We start from the raw sequence: 17,444 nt of genomic DNA, 5'->3' as shown, positions 1-17,444 counted from the left end.
TCGCCGTCCTCAGTCCGCCTGCGCTCCCGAACGGATCACCACCGGACCCCACTTGCGGATCTCGCTGTCGACGAACCGGCCGGTTTCCTCGGGGCTCATCGGCATCGGCTCCGAGCCGCGGTCCACGATGAACTTCTGCAGTTCGGGCGATTGCAGCGCCTTCACGGTCTCCGCGTTGAGCTGGCTGGTCAGCGCCGGCGGCAAGCCCTTCGGCGCCATCAGGATGGCCCAGCCCAGCGCCTCGAAGCCGGGCACGCCTTCCTCGCGCACGGTCGGCACCGACAGCAGCTGCGGCGTGCGCCTGGCCACCGTCACCGCCAGCGGGACGGCTTTCTTCGACTGGATCAGCGGCAGCGCCGCGGTGACCGAATCCACCATCAGCGGGATCTGGTTGCCGAGAAAGTCGGACTGCGCGGGGCCGCTGCCCTTGTACGGGATATGCACCATGAAGATGCCCGCCTGGGCCTTGAGCATCTCGGCGGACAGGTGCTGGGTGCCGCCGATGCCGGCGCTAGCGTAGCTGTACTTGCCCGGCGCCGCCTTGGCCCTGGCGATCAGGTCGTGCAGCGAGGCAATGCCCGAGCCCGGCGTGGCGAGGAACACCAGCGGCACCGAGAACACGCCCGAGATCGGCTGGAAGTCCTGGCGCGGGTTGTAGTTCAGTTTCTTGTACAGGGTCTGGTTGATGGCCATCGCGCTGCCTGCCATCACCAGCGTGTAGCCGTCGGGCGCGGCATGCGCGGCGATCTCCATGCCGAGGTTGCTGCCGGCCCCGGCGCGGTTGTCCACCACCACCGGCTGGCCGAGCTGCTTGCCGAGCCGTTCGGCCAGCGCGCGCGCGAAAATGTCGGTGGCCTGCCCGGGCGGGAACGGCACGATCAGCTTGATGGGGCGCTCGGGATAGGCGGCATGGGCAAGCGTGCCGGCCATCGCCAGGGCGGCGGCGATCAGGGCGTGGGGTGTCTTCAAGATGCTCTCCTGTCTTGTTGTTCTGTGCGGCGCGTTCTGTGTTGCGCGTTCTGTGTCACGCGTTCCCGGGCGCGATGCCCGGCGCGCGCAGGGAGCGATTCTACGGGACGGCGCCGCGCGCATTTCCATATGTGGTTCGCTGCGTTGGCACGGTCGCCCGTGCCGCCGTATGATGTGGCGGCACCCACCCCACATCATGGAGCGCCGCATGAACGCCGTCACCGAGCCGTCGCTGGCTTCGCAGGACCCCGCCTTTGCCCTTCCCTCGCTGCATTTCCCCGCCGTCCAGGCCGAGGTCTCGCCCCAGGAATGGGCCGTGCGCGTCGAACTGGCGGCCGCCTACCGGCTGGCCGCGCAGTTCCGCTGGACCGACCACATCTACACCCACTTCTCCGCGCGCGTGCCCGGCCCGGACGAGCATTTCCTGATCAATGCCTACGGCCTGACCTTCGAGGAAATCAGCGCGTCCAACCTGGTCAAGGTCGACATCGACGGCGAGATCGTGCGCGACGACACCGGCCTGGGCATCAACCCCGCCGGCTACACCATCCACAGCGCGCTGCATGGCGCGCGCCATGACGTGGGCTGCGTGCTGCATACCCACACCGCGGCCGGCATCGGCGTCTCGGCGCAGCGCGACGGCCTGCTGATGATCTCGCAGCACGCCATGCGTTTCTTCGGGCGGGTGGCTTACCACGACTACGAAGGCATCGCCCTCGACCTCGACGAGCGCGTGCGCCTGGTGGCGGACCTCGGCGACAAGAACATCTTCATCCTGCGCAACCACGGCCTGCTGACCTGCGGGCCCACCATCGCGCAGGCCTTCCAGGAACTGCATGTGCTAGAACGCGCGTGCGTGGCGCAGCTGGCCGCGCAGTCCGGCGGCGCGCCGCTGATCATCGCGCCGGACGCGGTGGCCCGCAAGGTGGCCGACGTGGCGATCCGCAACACCGGCGGCGCGGTCACGCGCAAGCACTGGGCCGCGCTGCTGCGCCAGCTCGACCGCAGCGATCCGTCGTACCGCCAGTAGAAGACAAGAAGCCCGCCAAGAGACGCTATCAAGATGAAGCGAAGCGGTTCTGGCCAGGCGCGCGGCCGCGGACAGCGACAGTACAAGTAGTACGGCAAGGCCGTGCAACGACGCCGGAATCATTTCGACGGCGTCTCTCAGCGCCGGTGGTCGAACCGGCGCGCGAGCCGCTCCCCGCCGAACTGCACCAGCGTCACCAGCGCGATCAGGATGGCGATGACGTTGAACATCACGGCGGTCTCGTAGCGCTCGTAGCCATAGCGGATGGCGAGGTCGCCAAGGCCGCCGGCGCCGACCGCGCCGGCCATCGCCGAGGAGCCGATCATGGCGATCACGGTGACCGTGGCGCCGCCCACGATGCCCGGCAGCGCCTCCGGCAGCAGCACGTGGCGCACGATGTGCCAGCGCCGGCAGCCCATTGCGCGCGCGGCCTCGATCAGCCCCGGGTCGATCTCGTTGAGGCTGACCTGCGCGATGCGCGCGAAGAACGGGACCAGGTGCACGCTCAGCGGCACCACGGCCGCCCACGTGCCCATGGTGGTGCCCACGATCAGCCGCGTGACCGGCAGCATGGCCACCAGCAGGATGATGAAGGGCACCGAGCGGAAGGTGTTGACCAGCACCGACAGCACGCGGTGCAGGCGCGGTCGCGGCCGCAGGCCGCCCGGCGCGCTGAGCGTCAGCACGATCGCCAGCGCCATGCCGCACACGAACACCACCAGGCAGGCGGAACCGGTCATCAGCAGGGTCTCGCCCAGCGCCTTCACATACTTGTCAGCCAATGGCGGGAACATGGTCCGCTGCCTCCTTGTGCCTGGCGCGCGTGCCGGCCTCGACCGCACCGACTTCATTGGCCGCGACCGCCGCGCCGGCGATGCTGGCCATGCCGGCCACGCTCGCCGCGCCGCTGGCCAGCCGCAGCGGACGCAGCAGCGCCAGCGTGGCGGCGGCCTGCGGCTGGGCGAACACCTGCTCCACCGTGCCGAGCTCCACCACGTGGCCGTGGTCGAGCACCAGCACGCGGTCGCAGGCCTGGCGGATCACCGCCATGTCGTGGGTGATGAGCACCACGGTCAGGCCAAAGCGGCGGTTGATGTCGCGCAGCAGGGCCAGGATCGATTCGGTGGTTTCCGGGTCCAGCGCCGAGGTCGCCTCGTCGCACAGCAGGATCTCCGGGCGCTGCACCAGCGCGCGCGCAATGCCCACGCGCTGCTTCTGCCCGCCCGACAGCATGGCCGGATACACCTGCGCCTTGCCGGCCAGGCCCACCAGTTCGAGCAGTTCCGTCACGCGCGGCGCGATCTGCGCGCGCGGCACGCCGGCCACGCGCAGCGGCAGCGCCACGTTCTCGAACACGGTCTTGGCCGAGAGCAGGTTGAAATGCTGGAAGATCATGCCCACGCGCCGGCGCAGCGCCACCAGGCCGTCCTCGTCGAGCGTGCCCACGTCCACGCCGTCCACGCGCACGTGGCCGCTGCTCGGGCGCTCCAGCATGTTGATGGTGCGCAGCAGCGTGGACTTGCCGGCGCCGCTGCGGCCGATGATGCCGAAGATCTCGCCGCGCGCCACGGTGAACGACACCGCGGACAGCGCGGCGGACGGCGCGCCGGGATACTGCTTGCGGAGCTGCTCGAACACGATGTGCGGCAGCGCGGACGGCTCTGGGGAAGGCTGCGGGGGCGCCTGGGACACGGTGGATCCTCCTGGAACGGCGGCGACGGCGGCGGCGTCAGAACGCCGGGATCACCGAGCCCTGGTACTTGCTCAGGATGAACTTGCGCACTTCTTCCGACTGATAGGCCTTGACCAGCGGCGCCACCCACGGCGCGGCCTTGTCGCGCTCGCGCACGGCGATCACGTTGACGTAGGGGTTCTGCTCCTTCTTCTCCACGGCAATGCCGTCGCGCGTGGCGATCAGGCCGGCCTGGTAGGCGAAGGTGTTGATCACGGCGGCCGCGTCCACGTCCGGCAGCGAGCGCGCCAGCACCACCGAGGCGCTTTCCACCAGGTCCAGCTTCCTCGGGTTGGCGGTCACGTCGGCCAGCGTGGCGGTGCCGGTAAACGGATCGAAGCCGTCGCGCAGCTTGATCAGGCCGTGGTCGCGCAGGATCACCAGCGCGCGGGTCTGGTTGCTCGGGTCGTTGGGAATGCCGATGCGCGCGCCGGCCGGCAGCGCCTCGAGCGACTTGTACTTCTTCGAGTAGAAGGCGATCGGCGAGATCAGCGTGTCGGCCACCGCCACGATCTTGTAGCCGCGCTGCGTGACCTGGTCGCGCAGGAACGGCTTGTGCTGGAACGCGTTGGCGTCGAGGTCGCCGTTGTTGAGCGCCTCGTTGGGGCTGGCGGTGCCGGTGATGACGATGGGCTGTACGTTGAGGCCCTGTTTCTTGGCCACCTGGGTGACGACTTCCCAGATTTCTTCGTCGACACCGCCGCGCACGCCTACCTTGATGGTCTTGTCGGCGGCCAGCGCGGGAGCCGCGCCGATGGCGAGCGCCGCCGAGGCGGCCAGGAGCGTGGAGAGGATCTTGCGCAGGGTCATGAGCGGTCTGCCTGGGTGCGGTTGCGTTGGAGACGGTGGCACGGCGGCCGGCGCGGTGGGTGACACAGCGCCGCGCGATGCCAGGGGATGCAGTCTAGGCAAGCGCCCGCACCCCGGTCCACGAATATTTCCGCACTAGCAAATCAGGAATTTATGCCCCTGCGCGGGCGCGGTCCGTCGCGCTGGCGCGCAGCGCGCGGACCGCAATCACGCCCGCGTCAAGGCTGATCGTAGACCCACACCGAGCCGTCGGCCAGCCGGGCGGCGATGCGCAGCTTGCCGTTCGCGGCGGCTGCGCTCACGAAGTCGGTCGCAGTGCCGTTGCCCGGCAGCGCGAGCGTCGTCGGCGTGTTGCTGTCCGTATCGAGGACAGCAAGCGACGACGCGGCGAGCCCCACCACGAAATGCGGGACGGCGCTCAGCTTCGTCAATGGCGGTACCGCGGCCGCGACAGGCGCATAGGGGATGCCTGGTCCGGCGTTGACAACGATCCCGGAGCCGCTCGCATAACCATAGAGTGGCGCATTTTCATTGACGGCATTCCCCTGGACGGCCCCAAGGCCAAGGTTTATCGGTGCCACGGCGCCCCAAGAAATTCCGTCGCCGTCCGCCCACACGAAGCTGCGCGATCCGTCTGCCTGGACAGCCAAGCCACCACCAGCGGGAAGCGGACGCGCGTCAAGAACTGGTGAGCCGTCGAAATAGCTGAAATACGCATCACCACCCACCTGCTGCCACCACCATATCCACGAATTGGCACACCAGCCCGTCGAGACAATGCCGGTGCCGACGCTGGCCTTCACGAAGGCACGCCCCGCAGTGGAAGAGGCCGTATATTGCGCGCAGTCCATCAGCGAGAAGCTCGTGAGGGGGCCGACAAGCTCCGCATCGAAGCTGCCGAACGGCACGCCCGCGCCATCCGCACCCAGTTGCACCACCACCGCCGAATTCGCCGGGTCCGTATCCGCCGCCAGCCACACGCCGCGCGCCGCCGCCGGCAACGCCGTAGCAGGTTCGCGCGGAGCGGCGTCGAGCGCACCGAAGCGCTCCAGCCGCGCCGGCTGGCTGCCGTCGGCGCTCAGCCGCCACACACGTGTGCCGTCGATGGCCAGGCTGATGACCGTCGGGCTGGCGATGGGCGCATCCGGCAGGCGTGTCCATGCGCCCGTGGACGTCAGCGGCAGCGTGCTGCTGTTGGTGCGGCCGTCCGGATAGGTCGCCGTCAGCGTCAGCGTCGCAACATAGGCGTCGACCTGTGCGGCATCGAGGCCGATCGTCACGCTGGTGCTGGTGGGCATGCCGACGATGGATGCGGCCGTGCCGCTTTGCTGGATCGACCACGCCAGCGTCGCCCGGCCGGCCAGGTCGGCGCCCGGCCCGTCGGTCAGCGTCGCCGTCACGGTGCCGGTGCGGCCCGGCTTCACGCTCAGCGACGGCGCCGAGAACGCGATCGAGGGCAGCGCCACCAGCGGCCGCGCCAGCGCGGCATTGGCGCACAGCCGGTCGCCCGCCGGCGTGCTGGCGCACGCGGTGAGTTGCCCCGTGCCCGCCAGCGTGCCCGTGGTGGAAACCTGCGCCGAATGGCTGTCCGCCGCCGGCGCGGCGGCGAACGTGGCGTTGTCGACCGCCCACGACCAGTCCGTCAGATCGGCCGCGCCGTCGACGCCGTCCGAGCGCTGCACCACCGCCGTGACGACCTGCGGCGCCGCGCTGTAGTTGACCGTCAGCGTGGACGGCGACAGCGTCAGCGCATAGGTCTTCGCCGCCGGCGCCTGCACGGCCAGGTGCGTGGTGCTGGTGGCCTGGCTGCCGTCGGGCAGCGTCGCCGTGGCGACGATGTCGACCTCGCCGGGCGCGAGCATGCGCACCGACGCATAGGTGCCCACCGGCTGCATCATGCTGGCCGCCGCCGGCGCCTGGTCGGAGGCCGACACGATTACCGCGACCGCTTCGTTGGACGACGACCACGCGAATTTGGCGCCCTTGACCTCGAGGCCGTCGGCGCCGAGCAAGGTGGCCTTCAGCGTCAGCGTGCCGCCCTGCGCGGGCGCGGCCGTGCCGGTGTCGACGACGAGGCGGCTGCTGGGTGTCTGCGTGGCTGGGGAAGATGGCGTTTCGTCGCTGCCGCAGGCGGACAGCAAGGCCGCGGCGAGGACGAGCGAGAGCAGGCCGGCCGCGCGAGACCGCGCGCCGGCATGGATACCTTGGAACATGTGACCTGACCCGTTTTTATTTATTGGCAAGCGCACGCCGCCGGCGTGCTCCGGGGGCGACTGTAGCAGCACGCTTCCCCCGTCTCCATACCCCTTCGGGGCTATCAAGTTCCGGAAAGTGGCGCACGCACGACGATGCCGCCCGCCGCGGCCGACCGCGGTAGCGCCTGTCACGAAGCCTTGCCGACCCTGTCCCGGCGGCTCCCGCCAGCGGCTAGACCGCGTTATGGCTGGTCAGGTATTTCACCAGCCCGTCGATGCCGCTCTTGGCCACGATGTCGGCGAACTGGCGCCGGTACACCTCGATCAGCCATGCGCCGCTCATGTTGATGTCGTAGATGGCCCAGCCGGCCGGCCCGCGCTGCAGGCGGTAGTCGATCTGCACCTCGTCGCCCTTGTTGAAGACGCTGGTCTCGATCACGGCGTCGTTGCCGTTGGTGCGCGGCGGCTTGTAGCGGAACTTCAGGGCCTGGTCGCGTACCTGCGCCAGCGAGAGCGCGTAGCTGCGCACCAGCAGGGTCTGGAACTGCTCATACAGCTGCTTCTGCTGTTCCGGCGTGGCGGTGCGCCAGGCCGCGCCGACGGCCAGCCGCGTGGTGTGCTCGAAATCGGTATAGGGCAGGAACTGGCGCCGCACCACGGCGGTGATCTTGTCGAGATCGCCGTTGCGGGTATCGGGATTGGCCTGGATGGTGGTCAGCACGCCCTCCACGGCCGCGCGCACCATGCGGTCGGGCGAGGAACGGTCCACGGCGGGCGCGACGATGTCGGCGGCGGTGGCGGCCGGCGGCAGCCCCGCGGCCAGCGCGAGCGCGACGCAGGCCGCGACGGCGGCGGCGGGGAGCCCGGCAGCGGCAAGACAGCGGCAGCGAAAGAGGCGACGCATCGCGAGTACCTCCCGATGTACGACCACGAACGGATGACGTCGCGGCCGGCCCCGCGAGGCATGCCGCAACCAATACCTAATGCTAGTGCCTCGGGCGCAAAAACCAAATGGCGGCAGCACGGGAAACCCGCGGCTGCCGCCATCGGTGCTGCGTGGCGCAACCGGGAAGCGCCGTTGTAACTTTTACCGCGTCAGTTCCCGGAAGCCCTGCAGCAGGCGCTCGATATCGTCCGGCTGGATGTTCCCCATGGTGGAAATGCGGAACAGCTCGGCGGACAGGCCGCCCTGCCCGGCGTAGATGACGAAGCCGCGCGCCTTCAGGCCATCGTGCAGCTGCGCATACGAAAGCCCGGCCGGCAGGTGGTAGGCACGCAGCACCACCGAGGACTGCGCGGCCGGCCACAGCGCCGGTATGCCCAGCGCCTCGAGCCCCGCGCGCGCGCGTTCGGCCAGGCCGGCGTAGCGGGCGTGGCGGGCTTGCCAGCCGCCTTCGTCGGCTAGTTCGCGCAGCGCTTCCACCAGGGCGTAATACGCGTGCACGGCGGGCGTGAACGGCGTGTTGCGCTGGTCCTGCAGGCGCGCCAGGCGGCCCAGGTCGAGGTAATAGGTACGGCTCGCGGCCTGCTCCAGCGCGCTGCGCCGCACAATGACGAACGACACGCCGGGCACGCCGTGCAGGCATTTGTTGGCGGTGGCCGCCACGGCGTCGACGTGGCCGCCGAAGTCGATCGCCTCGGCGCCGAAGCTGCTGACGCCGTCCACCAGCAGCCGCACGCCGCGCGCGCGGCATAGCGCGTCGAGCGCCGGCAGGTCGTTGAGGCGCCCGGTGGTGGTCTCGTGGTGGATCACGGCCACGTGCGTGATGGCGGGATCGGCCTCGAGCGCGGCGGCGATGCGGTCCAGGTCGGGCGCCTGCTTCCAGTCGTGCGCCACCACTTCGTGGGCGATGCGGTACTGGCTGGCGATCTGCGCGATGCGCTCGCCGTAGACGCCGTTCTGCACCACCAGCAGCTTGCCGTCGGCGGGCACCAGCGCGGCGGTCATGCTCTCCATCGCGGCGGTGCCGGAGCCGGTCATCAGCACCGCGGTCCAGGCGGCCGGATCGAGCCGGTAGACGTCGAGCAGCCGTGCGCGCGCTTCGTCCTGCAGGTCGAAGAACTCGCTTTCGCGGTGGCACAGGTCGGGCTGCAGCAGGCTGCGGCGCACGCGCTCGCTCAGCGTGACGGGACCCGGGTTGAGTAGCAGCATCACTTGGCTCCTTGTACGGCGGCGGCAGCGGCGGCCGTGTCGAGATCGGCGCCGATATCCGCGCCGATATGGCGGGCCAGGCGGGTCCTGACCTCGACCGGCGTCACGGTCGGGCGCGGCAGGCCGTCCGGCGTGCCGGCGCTGATCGACAGCGCCACCAGGCGCGGGCCGGCCTCCGCGGCCGGCCGCGCCAGCACTTCGTCCAGCACCGCGAGGCTGTCGCCCTCGACCGCCTCGGCATAGCCGCAGGCGGCGGCCACGCCGGCGAACGAGACATTGTGCGAGACGGTCGCCTGGCCGCCGGTGGAATCGTGCGCGCCGTTGTCCAGCAGCACGTGAGTCAGGTTGGGCGGGCCGTAGGCGCCGAGCGTGGCGAACACGCCCATGCGCATCAGCGCCGCGCCGTCGCCGTCCACGGCGATCACGTCCAGGTCCGGGCGCGCCAGCGCCAGGCCGAGCGCGAACGGCGTCAGGCAGCCCATCGAGCCGACCATGTAGAGCTGGTTGGCGCGGTCATCGAGCGCGTACAGCTCGCGCCCGCAGAAACCGGTGGAGGCCAGCACCACGGTCTTGCCCGGCGGCGAATGCGCGATCACGCGCTGCAGCGCCTCGCGGCGCGTGGGCAGCACCGGCGCGCCCTGCAGCGCGGCGCGCGGCACGGCCTTGGGGCGCGGCGCGGGGCGCGCCTGTTCCTTGAGCGGGTACGGCGCCACGCTGCCCTTCTGCATCACCAGCGCGTAGGGCCGGCCGGTGGCGTCCATGTGGGCCACCGCGCGGTCCAGCGCCGGGCCGACCTCGGCCGGGTCGGTGGGGAAGGTCTCCCATGGAATCTCCATGGTGTCGAGCATGTTCGGCGTGACCGGGCCCATCAGCGCGTGCTGCGGCTCGTCGGCCACGCCGGGCTGGCCGCGCCACGTGACGATCAGCAGCTGCGGCAGGCGGAAGGTCCAGGTCAGCGAGGTCAGCGGGCTGACCGCGTTGCCCAGGCCCGAGTTCTGCATCATGGTGATGCCGCGCCGGCCGCCGCGCGCGCCCAGCGTGACGCCCGCGATCAGCGCCACGGCATCGCCTTCGTTGGCGGCCGAGACGTAATGCAGCGTGGGGTCCTGCAGCACGTAGTTGATGAACGGCGTCAGGTACGAGCACGGCACCCCGGCATACCAGTCGAAACCGCGCGCGCGCGCGGCCTCGACGAACTGTGCCGCTTCGATCATCGGGCTTCCTCGCCGTCCGTGGTGCCGGCCGCGAACTGGGTCTGCGTGTGGGCGAAATCGCCCGCGCGGCGGAAGTCGTCCAGGTCGTTCACGCCGCGCCAGTGGCCGTGCACGTACTTGACCTCGATTTCCTCGCCGGCCTCGACCAGCGCGTTGAGCAGCGCGGGCAGGTCCAGCGTGTCGAAGTCATCGCGCGCGCGCAGCTCGCCGATCAGCTTCTGCAGGCGCGCGCGCCCTTCGCCGCGCACGTTGAGCAGGCCGATCCAGCGGCCGTTGGCCGGCTGCGCGGGCGCGGCGCCCGCCTGCTCGGCCTTGCTCGAGACATGGCGCAGCAGCACCTTCTGGCCGAACAGGTCGCGGTCGTCCGGCGCCGAGCACCAGGCGAAGTCGTGCACGCTCTGGTTGGCCGGCGCGTTCTGCGAGGAATCCACCACCACGCTGAACGGCGCCTCGCTTTCGAGCAGGTCGCGCAGGATGTAGCTGCGGAACAGCAGGTCGCCGTAGGCGATCACGGTGTCGGTCTGCAGGCCATCCACCGCGCAGGCCAGCGAGGCCAGCTCGCCGGTCTGGGCGTGGCGCTCGTTGACCACCAGCTTGATGCCGGCGGTGTCGATGGCGCCGGCCTGGTAGCCGCCCACCACGGTGATGTCGTTGATCGACTGCTTCTTGAACGCGTCCACCAGCCAGCGCAGCAGCGGCTTGCCGGCCACCGGCAGCATGATCTTGGGCTTGTCCTCGGTCAGCGCTTCCAGGCCCTTGCCGCGCCCGGCGGCCAGCACCACCGCGGCGCCCGGCACCTGCGCGCCGGACAGGTAGATCTTCTCGGCGGCCGAGTATTCGTCGGCGTCCTGCAGGCGGAAGATCTCGTTGACGGTGGCGATGCGGTCTTCCACGTTGACCAGCGTCTCGCTGTCGTGGATCTCGCGGGCCACGGCCTGCATCGACGAGGCGGCCACGCGGATCAGGTGGTTGGCCCAGATCACCAGGCTGATGCCGGCCTTGCGGTAGGCCTCGGTCGGCGTGCTGTAGTACTTGGTCGGCACGATCACCAGCGGGCCGCGGCCGGCCCACTCGCGCGCGAACGTGAGGATCTCGTCGGGCTTGGACAGCTTGCTGTGGATCAGGATGGCGTCGGCGCCGGCCTGGCGGTAGGCCTCGGCGCGGCGCAGCGCCTCGTCCATGCCCCAGCCGGCGATCAGCGCTTCGACGCGCGCCACGATGGAGAAATCGTCGTCGGCCTGCGAGTCCTTGCCGGCCTTGATCTTGCCGCAGAACTCATCGATCTCGGCCAGCGGCTGGCGCTCGCCGTCGATGAAGCTGTTGGTCTTGGGGAACTGCTTGTCCTCGATGCACACGCCGGCAATGCCGCGCTGTTCGAGCTTGCGCACCAGGCGGCGCATGTTGTTGAAGTTGCCGTAGCCGGTGTCGCCGTCGAGCAGGATCGGCAGGTCGCTGGCGTCGGCCATGAACTCGAGGTTGTCGACCACCTGGGTCCAGCTCGCCTCGTTGTTGTCGCGCACGCCGAACTGCGCGGAGATCGCCAGGCCCGAGGCCCAGATGCCCTTGAAGCCGGCCTCGCGCACGATGCGCGCGGACAGGCCGTTGTGGGCTTCCATGATGAATTCGAGTTCCTTGCCGACCAGCATCTGGCGCAGGCGGGCGGCGCGCGTGGCGCGCGGGAAAATCGGGTCGATTGCGTTCATTGTGCTGCTCCCACGAGGCGCTGTAGTTCGGGCAGGACTTCGTCGCGCGCGCGCGCGACGTCGCCGGGAAAATCGATTTCGATCCAGGGCGCGCCGCTCACGTCGGCGGTGTCGAAGACGTGGCCGCCTTCGAGCAGCAGGTCGCGCACCGCTTCTTCGTGCGGCATGTTGGCGCGGCCGCTGTCGACGTAGCCCTTGACGATCTCGGCCAGGCGGCGCGCGGTCTGTTCCTGAAAGCGGAAGAAACCGACGGATTCGCCGATGGTGTCGTACTCCAGGCCCACCGCCAGCTGCTTGCGCAGTTCGACCGGCACGCCGTCCTTCAGGCACAGCTTGACGGGCTCGTCGCCGGCTTCGAAATCGCGGTCGATCAGCAGGCGGTTGGTGGTCTCGCCGGCCACCAGCGCGCGCAGGATGCGTTCGTCGTAGAGCACGTCGGCGTCCATCAGCAGCACGTCGCCGCCGCGGGTGAGCGCGTCGGCCACGGTATGCACGGTCAGCACGCTGCCCAGGTCATAGCGCGGGTTCAGCACGATCTCCGGATACGGCTGGCGGCCCAGGCGCCGCAGCTCGGTTTCCACCTGTTCGGGCTGGAAGCCGAGCGCCAGCACGATCTCGTCGACACCCGCCGCATCCAGCATGCGCAGGTGGCGCTCCAGCAGGGTCATCCCCTCAAAACGCAACAGGCACTTCGGGTATTGCTCCCCGGGCTGTTGCTGCAGTCGCAGGCCTAGGCCTGCGGCAAGAATGATTGCTCGCATTCTTTCTCCGCACCCATGCAAATAGCTTCGATCAATCGGTAGTGGCCTGCACACTGGCCGCCGCACTTGTGGTGCTGGCCGTGGCACGCCGACGCTGGAAACTTCTTTCACTCAAATGCAAATACAGCAGCCCCGGCGCGCCGAGGCCGATCTCGCGGGCGCGCTTGGCCAGCGAGAGCGCCAGCGCCGCGTCGGGCGGCAGCCCCACGATGGGCGCCAGCAGCAGGTAGCCGCCTTCCTGCGCGCCCAGCGAGCCGGGAATCGCGAAGGCGGCGCCGCGGATGGCCTGCCCCACGCTTTCCAGCAGCAGGGCATCGAGCCAGCTCACCGGATGGCCGAGGAAATGCAGGGCCAGCCAGACTTCGCCGGTGCCGACCACCCAGCCGGCCAGGCTCAGCGCGAAGGTCCTGGCGACCTTGGCGCGTTCGCGGTACATGTCGTGCACGGCCGCGTCCACCGCGTCGGCGCGCGTGGTCAGCCCGCTCCAGTCGCGCTTGCCGAACAGCTTCGACAGCACGCGCAGCACGCGGCCGAACAGGCCGCGCTTCTGCACGAAATAGAAGCCCACGATGCACAGTCCCAGCACCGCGGTGACGATCAGGGTGGGCGTGCGCAGGTCGGACAGCGCCTCATGCCCGCCGTACAGGCCGAACAGCGCCAGCCCGGTAAAGGCGAACACCATCTGCGCCAGCGCCTGCATGGTGGTGCTGACCGTGATGGCGGCGGCGGCGTCGCGCATGCGCACGCCGCGCTGGGCCAGGTAGCGCACCATCAGCACCGGGCCGCCGATCTGCCCGGCCGGCAGCAGGCTGTTGACCGACTCGCCGGCCCAGCGCGCCAGCAGCGCGTCGCGCATGCTGCAATGGCCGGCCCGCTCGAACAGCACGCGGATGGCGGCGGCGTCGAGCGCCAGCGGCAGCAGGTGGAAGGCGGCGACCAGCACCAGGCCCCAGCCCGCCGACATGAGCGTCGACGCGACCGAGCCGAAGCCCTGCCAGGCCAGCAGCGCGACAAACAGCGCCGCGCCGACCGACAGCAGGATCATGGCAGCACGGGTCATGCGCGCGGCTTCTTCTTGCCGGACACCAGGTTCTTGAACACCTGGCGGAAGCCGAAATAGGCCACCGCGTCCTTCATGTTGGAGATGAAGCGCAGCCACGGGCGCATGCCCGGATCGGTGACGTACTCGAAGGTGAGCGAGACGCGGACCTCGCCCTCGCCGGCCGGCGTGACGCGGTGGCGCAGCTTGTCGCCGTCGAAGAACACCAGCCCGCCCGGGGCGATCTGCACCGTGCCCGGCTCATCGGGCACGTCGGGGTTGCGCGTATGCAGTTCGTAGTCGAGCCGGCAGGTCGACTCGTCGATCACGCCCAGCAGCAGCGTGTAGCGGCGGCCGTCGTAGTAGGAGGTGTCGTAGTGCCAGCCGATGTGGTCGCCGGCGCGCGTGTAGTAATAGAGCGCGTAGGCGTGCGGGTCGCTCTGCGGCGACGGCAGCAGCTTGTCGCCGCACATCTGTTCCAGCCACGAGATCAGCGCCCTGGAACGGTAGAGCTCGGCGATGAACGGCGCCTTCTCGTCGATGGTGTGGCGGCTCACGCTGCCGCCCTGCTTGTGGCCGGGCAGGTAGTTGCGGTTGATGTCCGGCATCAGCGCGCGGGCCGCGGCGATCAGTTGCGCGGTGACTTCCGGCGCCAGGAACTCCTGCAGGTTGAGGAAGGCGCCCTGGCGCGCGAAGTCGGCGCGCAGCTTCGCGCTGTCCAGGCGACGGGTGCGCTCGGCGACACTCGCGTCCGGGTCGGGCAGGGCGGGCGCGCGCTTGCGGGCGGCCGGCGCCGGTGCGTCCAGGGTGATCTCGTCGGTGGCTTGCTCGCTCATCGCGTTCCTCGGGTATTCGTCGTGGCGGCGCGCGCCTGCTGCCGCGTGACGCGCCAGAAGTCGATGGCGACGAGCACCGCGAACAGCGGCGCGCCGATCGAGGCGGCGGTCAGGAACGGCGCGATGCCGCCGGTCAGGGTCACGATGGGCAGCAGGTAAAGCACGTCCTCGGTCTCGAAGCCGCCCGCGGACGCCTGTTTGGTGCCGCTCTTGCCGACCATCGATTCGATACGCATGCGCAGGAAGAAGATCAGCGCCACCGCCAGGCCCGCCAGCGTGCCGCGCAGCACCGGGGTGAAGACGGCGGAGGCGCCCGCGGCGCCGGCGGCATCGGCCGGCGCCTGCGCGGAAACCGCCGCGCCCATGCCGACGAACAGCAGCACGGTGATCAGCGCATCGCTGGCGAGGTCGTAAAAATGGCCGATCTTGCTCGATTTCCCGCTAATTCTCGCCAACTCGCCGTCAGTGTGATCGACAAAGTTGGACAGCACGATCAGCAGCGCGCCGTAGTTGGTCCAGGCGTAGCCGCCCTGCATCAGGCACGCCACCCCCGCCAGGCCGATCAGCAGCCGCACGGTGGTGAGGTGGTTGGGAGTGACCCACGAGTCCTTCAGCGGACGCACGAGCGCGCGCGCCAGCCGGGCATCCCAGGTGCGTGGCGCGGGAGGCTCGCTGTGAGAATTCGTCGGATTTTCGTTCATCAGGAATAGGTACGAAGGACAGCCATGGCCGCCATGAAGCTGGCGCCCCGGGCCGCCCTCAGGCTGCGCAAGGCCCGCATGCTAACGCCAGTCGGCAAGCCTTGCATTGCGGAAGCGCAACCCGGCGGGGCGGCGGGGCCACTTCAGACCGATGCGGATACCGCTGGCGAAACCGATATGGTAAGCGATGTGACACGCATCGGCACAACCGCGCTGCGCTCGCGGGCGCGGGCGCGGCCGCGCGCCGGTCCCGCCAGCCCTTTTGCGGGGGCGGCTACCAGCCCCTGGTCTCGCCGAAGCGGTGCTGGCGCCCGGCTTCGCGCACCGCGTCGGTCAGCGCCTGCGCCGCCGGGGCGCCTTCGCGCACGAAGGCGCAGAAACGCGCCTTGGGCAGCGCCGGCATGCGGTCGCGCGCGTCCAGCACGCGCAGGCCCTCGCGCACCTGGCTGCGCGCCACCGCCGTGACCGCGAAGCCGGCGCGCGCGGCCGACAGGCAACCGGCCATGCTGCTGCTCTCAAAGGCCAGCCGCCAGGGGCGCCCGACCCGCGCCAGGGCCGCCACGGCCGCCTCGCGGTAGACGCACGGCTCGGGAAACGCCGCCAGCTGGATCTCGGCGGCCGGGTCGAACGGGGCATCGGCGGCATGCACCCAGGCCAGGTCCTCTTCCCACAGCAGCTCGCCGCCGCCCGTGGTGCGCGAGCACTGCTTGCCGAACACGATGTCCAGCCGCCCGCGCTCCTGCTGGCGCAGCAGGTCAGCCGTGACGCCCACCTTGAGCTCGACCGACACGTCGGGATGCCAGCGCCGGAACGCCTGCAGCATGCGCGGCAGCCAAGTGCCGGCGAAGTCCTCCGAGCTGCCGATGCGCAGGCGCCCGCGCGCGGGCGCGCCGTGCAGCCGCACGCGCAGCTCGCGCTCGAGCGCAACGATATTGCGCGCATAGGCATAGAGCAGCTCGCCGGCCTGCGTCAGCGTGAAGCTGCGCGTGGTCCGCTCCAGCAGCACCGCGCCGGCGCCCTGCTCCAGCCGCTTGACGTGGCCGCTGATGGCCGAGGGCGTCAGGCTGAGCGACTCGGCGGCCAGCGCGAAGCCGCCGCAATCCACCACGGCGAGGAAAGTCCGCAGCAGGCCGATGTCGAGGCTGGCGGCCGGAGCCGGGGCCCCGTCCAGGGCCGGGCCCGGCGTGGAGTCCCGTGTCGGGTCCCGGGTGGAGTTCATTTCGCGCGCTCCCGATTGATTTTGAAACTTGCATAATAACAAGCCATTCATCATGAATGGGAAAGCAGGCCGATGCTATCGTAATCAGCGCTCCACCACTCACGAGGAAGGTCCCGCGATGACTGCGTATCACTTTGCCCGCACCAGCATGCTGGAGATCGGCTACCTGGAATGGAACCCGCGCGGCGCGCGCACGGCGGTGCTGGTGCATGGCTGGCCGGACAGCCCGGAAGGCTGGCGCGCGGTCGCCGCGCAACTGGCCGGGGCCGGCTTCCGGGTGCTGTGCCCGGCGCTGCGCGGCTTCGGCCCGACGCGCTTTCGCGACGGCGCCGCCATGCGCAGCGGCCAGCTCGCGGCGCTGGGCCGCGACCTGCTCGAGTTCATCGACGCGCTGGGGCTGGAGCAACCGGTGGTGGCGGGCCACGACTGGGGCGCGCGCGCGGCCGCCAACGCCTTCGGCCTGCGGCCGCTGGCCGGCTCGCACCTGGCGATGCTGTCGGTCGGCTACGGCACCAACGACCCGCAGCAGGCCATCTCGCTGCAGCAGGCGCGCAACTACTGGTACCACTGGTACATGGCCACGCCGCGCGGACAGCGCAGCGTGGAAGACGACCGGCGCGCCTTCACCCGCCTGATGTGGGACACGTGGTCGCCGCTGGGCTGGTACGAGGAGAAGGATTTCGACGAGGCCGCCGCGGCCTTCGACAATCCCGACTGGGCCGCGGTGGTGCTGCATTCCTACCGGCACCGCTGGGGTTTCGCCGCGGGCGACCCGGCCTACGCCGAAGACGAACGCGCCCTGCAGCCCGCGCCGGTGCTGGCCGCGCCCGCGCTGGTCCTGCACGGCGGGCGCGATACCTGCAACCAGCCGGCCAGCTCGGAAGGCCGGGAGCGCTTTTTCTCGGGGCGCTACGTGCGCCAGGTGCTGGACGGCGTGGGCCATTTCCCGCAGCGCGAGGCGCCCGAGGCCGTCGCCGCGGCCATCCTGCGCTTCTGCGGCGCGGGCTGACGCCCGCCCGGCCCTCGCGCCGGACGCGCGTCCGGACTCATCCCTATTCCATCGGCGGGCGCTAACTGCTAGGC

General features: G+C 70.3%; 16 protein-coding genes. 2 read left to right on the top strand and 14 right to left on the bottom strand.

Annotated elements, in window-relative coordinates; genetic code table 11:
* Nucleotides 1-9: 9 nt before the first annotated feature.
* Complete coding sequence (locus ACKI2N_RS21620; protein WP_420995687.1) at nucleotides 10-930, bottom strand: tripartite tricarboxylate transporter substrate binding protein; 921 nt, start codon at nucleotides 928-930, stop codon at nucleotides 10-12.
* A 247-nt stretch (nucleotides 931-1,177) separates the two neighbouring features.
* On the opposite strand from ACKI2N_RS21620, the gene ACKI2N_RS21615 reads away from it, so the two are divergent.
* On the top strand, nucleotides 1,178-1,999 hold the full coding sequence (locus ACKI2N_RS21615; protein WP_420995554.1) for a class II aldolase/adducin family protein: 822 nt from the start codon (nucleotides 1,178-1,180) through the stop codon (nucleotides 1,997-1,999).
* 137 nt (nucleotides 2,000-2,136) lie between these two features.
* Here the strand turns inward: ACKI2N_RS21615 and ACKI2N_RS21610 are convergent, their stop codons facing one another.
* The 13 genes from ACKI2N_RS21610 to ACKI2N_RS21550 all read right to left on the bottom strand — a co-directional run bounded on the left by ACKI2N_RS21610 (nucleotide 2,137) and on the right by ACKI2N_RS21550 (nucleotide 16,361).
* Entirely contained in the window at nucleotides 2,137-2,793 is a 657-nt protein-coding gene (locus tag ACKI2N_RS21610; RefSeq protein ID WP_420995553.1) for a methionine ABC transporter permease, read from the bottom strand.
* Nucleotides 2,774-3,691, bottom strand: coding sequence for a methionine ABC transporter ATP-binding protein (locus tag ACKI2N_RS21605; protein ID WP_420995552.1), 918 nt, complete (start codon nucleotides 3,689-3,691; stop codon nucleotides 2,774-2,776). The genes ACKI2N_RS21610 and ACKI2N_RS21605 overlap by 20 nt, the downstream gene beginning before the upstream one ends.
* A gap of 37 nt (nucleotides 3,692-3,728) precedes the next feature.
* Nucleotides 3,729-4,541 carry a MetQ/NlpA family ABC transporter substrate-binding protein gene (locus ACKI2N_RS21600; protein ID WP_420995551.1) on the bottom strand — a complete coding sequence of 271 codons (813 nt, stop codon included), beginning with the start codon at nucleotides 4,539-4,541 and terminating at the stop codon, nucleotides 3,729-3,731.
* Between the two features lie 218 nt (nucleotides 4,542-4,759).
* Nucleotides 4,760-6,754, bottom strand: a complete 1,995-nt coding sequence (locus ACKI2N_RS21595) for a hypothetical protein (protein ID WP_426990930.1) — start codon at nucleotides 6,752-6,754, stop codon at nucleotides 4,760-4,762.
* Nucleotides 6,755-6,968: 214 nt separating this feature from the next.
* Nucleotides 6,969-7,640, bottom strand: a complete 672-nt coding sequence (locus ACKI2N_RS21590; RefSeq protein WP_420994698.1) for an MlaC/ttg2D family ABC transporter substrate-binding protein — start codon at nucleotides 7,638-7,640, stop codon at nucleotides 6,969-6,971.
* Nucleotides 7,641-7,823: 183 nt separating this feature from the next.
* A complete protein-coding gene (locus tag ACKI2N_RS21585; RefSeq protein WP_420994699.1) occupies nucleotides 7,824-8,888 on the bottom strand; it encodes a 2-aminoethylphosphonate aminotransferase in 1,065 nt (354 codons plus the stop codon).
* A complete protein-coding gene (gene aepY / locus ACKI2N_RS21580; RefSeq protein ID WP_420994700.1) occupies nucleotides 8,888-10,102 on the bottom strand; it encodes a phosphonopyruvate decarboxylase in 1,215 nt (404 codons plus the stop codon). Before aepY ends, ACKI2N_RS21585 begins: the two co-directional genes overlap by 1 nt.
* Nucleotides 10,099-11,805, bottom strand: coding sequence for a phosphoenolpyruvate mutase (gene aepX, locus ACKI2N_RS21575; RefSeq protein WP_420994701.1), 1,707 nt, complete (start codon nucleotides 11,803-11,805; stop codon nucleotides 10,099-10,101). Before aepX ends, aepY begins: the two co-directional genes overlap by 4 nt.
* Entirely contained in the window at nucleotides 11,802-12,566 is a 765-nt protein-coding gene (locus ACKI2N_RS21570) for an NTP transferase domain-containing protein (protein ID WP_420994702.1), read from the bottom strand. Before ACKI2N_RS21570 ends, aepX begins: the two co-directional genes overlap by 4 nt.
* Before the next feature lie 31 nt (nucleotides 12,567-12,597).
* Nucleotides 12,598-13,626, bottom strand: coding sequence for a flippase-like domain-containing protein (locus ACKI2N_RS21565; protein WP_420994703.1), 1,029 nt, complete (start codon nucleotides 13,624-13,626; stop codon nucleotides 12,598-12,600).
* Nucleotides 13,623-14,441, bottom strand: coding sequence for a HalD/BesD family halogenase (locus tag ACKI2N_RS21560; protein ID WP_420994704.1), 819 nt, complete (start codon nucleotides 14,439-14,441; stop codon nucleotides 13,623-13,625). Before ACKI2N_RS21560 ends, ACKI2N_RS21565 begins: the two co-directional genes overlap by 4 nt.
* The gene (locus tag ACKI2N_RS21555; RefSeq protein WP_420994706.1) at nucleotides 14,438-15,142 is read right to left on the bottom strand and encodes a CDP-alcohol phosphatidyltransferase family protein; all 705 of its coding nucleotides are present in this window, start codon (nucleotides 15,140-15,142) and stop codon (nucleotides 14,438-14,440) included. Before ACKI2N_RS21555 ends, ACKI2N_RS21560 begins: the two co-directional genes overlap by 4 nt.
* 274 nt (nucleotides 15,143-15,416) lie before the next feature.
* Entirely contained in the window at nucleotides 15,417-16,361 is a 945-nt protein-coding gene (locus ACKI2N_RS21550) for a LysR family transcriptional regulator (protein ID WP_420994708.1), read from the bottom strand.
* 118 nt (nucleotides 16,362-16,479) lie between these two features.
* Between ACKI2N_RS21550 and ACKI2N_RS21545 the strand changes: the two genes are divergently transcribed.
* Nucleotides 16,480-17,370 (top strand): alpha/beta fold hydrolase, encoded by an 891-nt coding sequence (locus ACKI2N_RS21545; protein WP_420994710.1) that lies wholly within the window; start codon nucleotides 16,480-16,482, stop codon nucleotides 17,368-17,370.
* Nucleotides 17,371-17,444: the final 74 nt, after the last annotated feature.

This window comes from Cupriavidus sp. 30B13 (assembly GCF_049059565.2).
Taxonomy (GTDB): Bacteria; Pseudomonadota; Gammaproteobacteria; order Burkholderiales; family Burkholderiaceae; genus Cupriavidus.
Note: the sequence above shows the minus strand (reverse complement) of the source record. Positions and strands in the feature narration are given on the sequence as shown.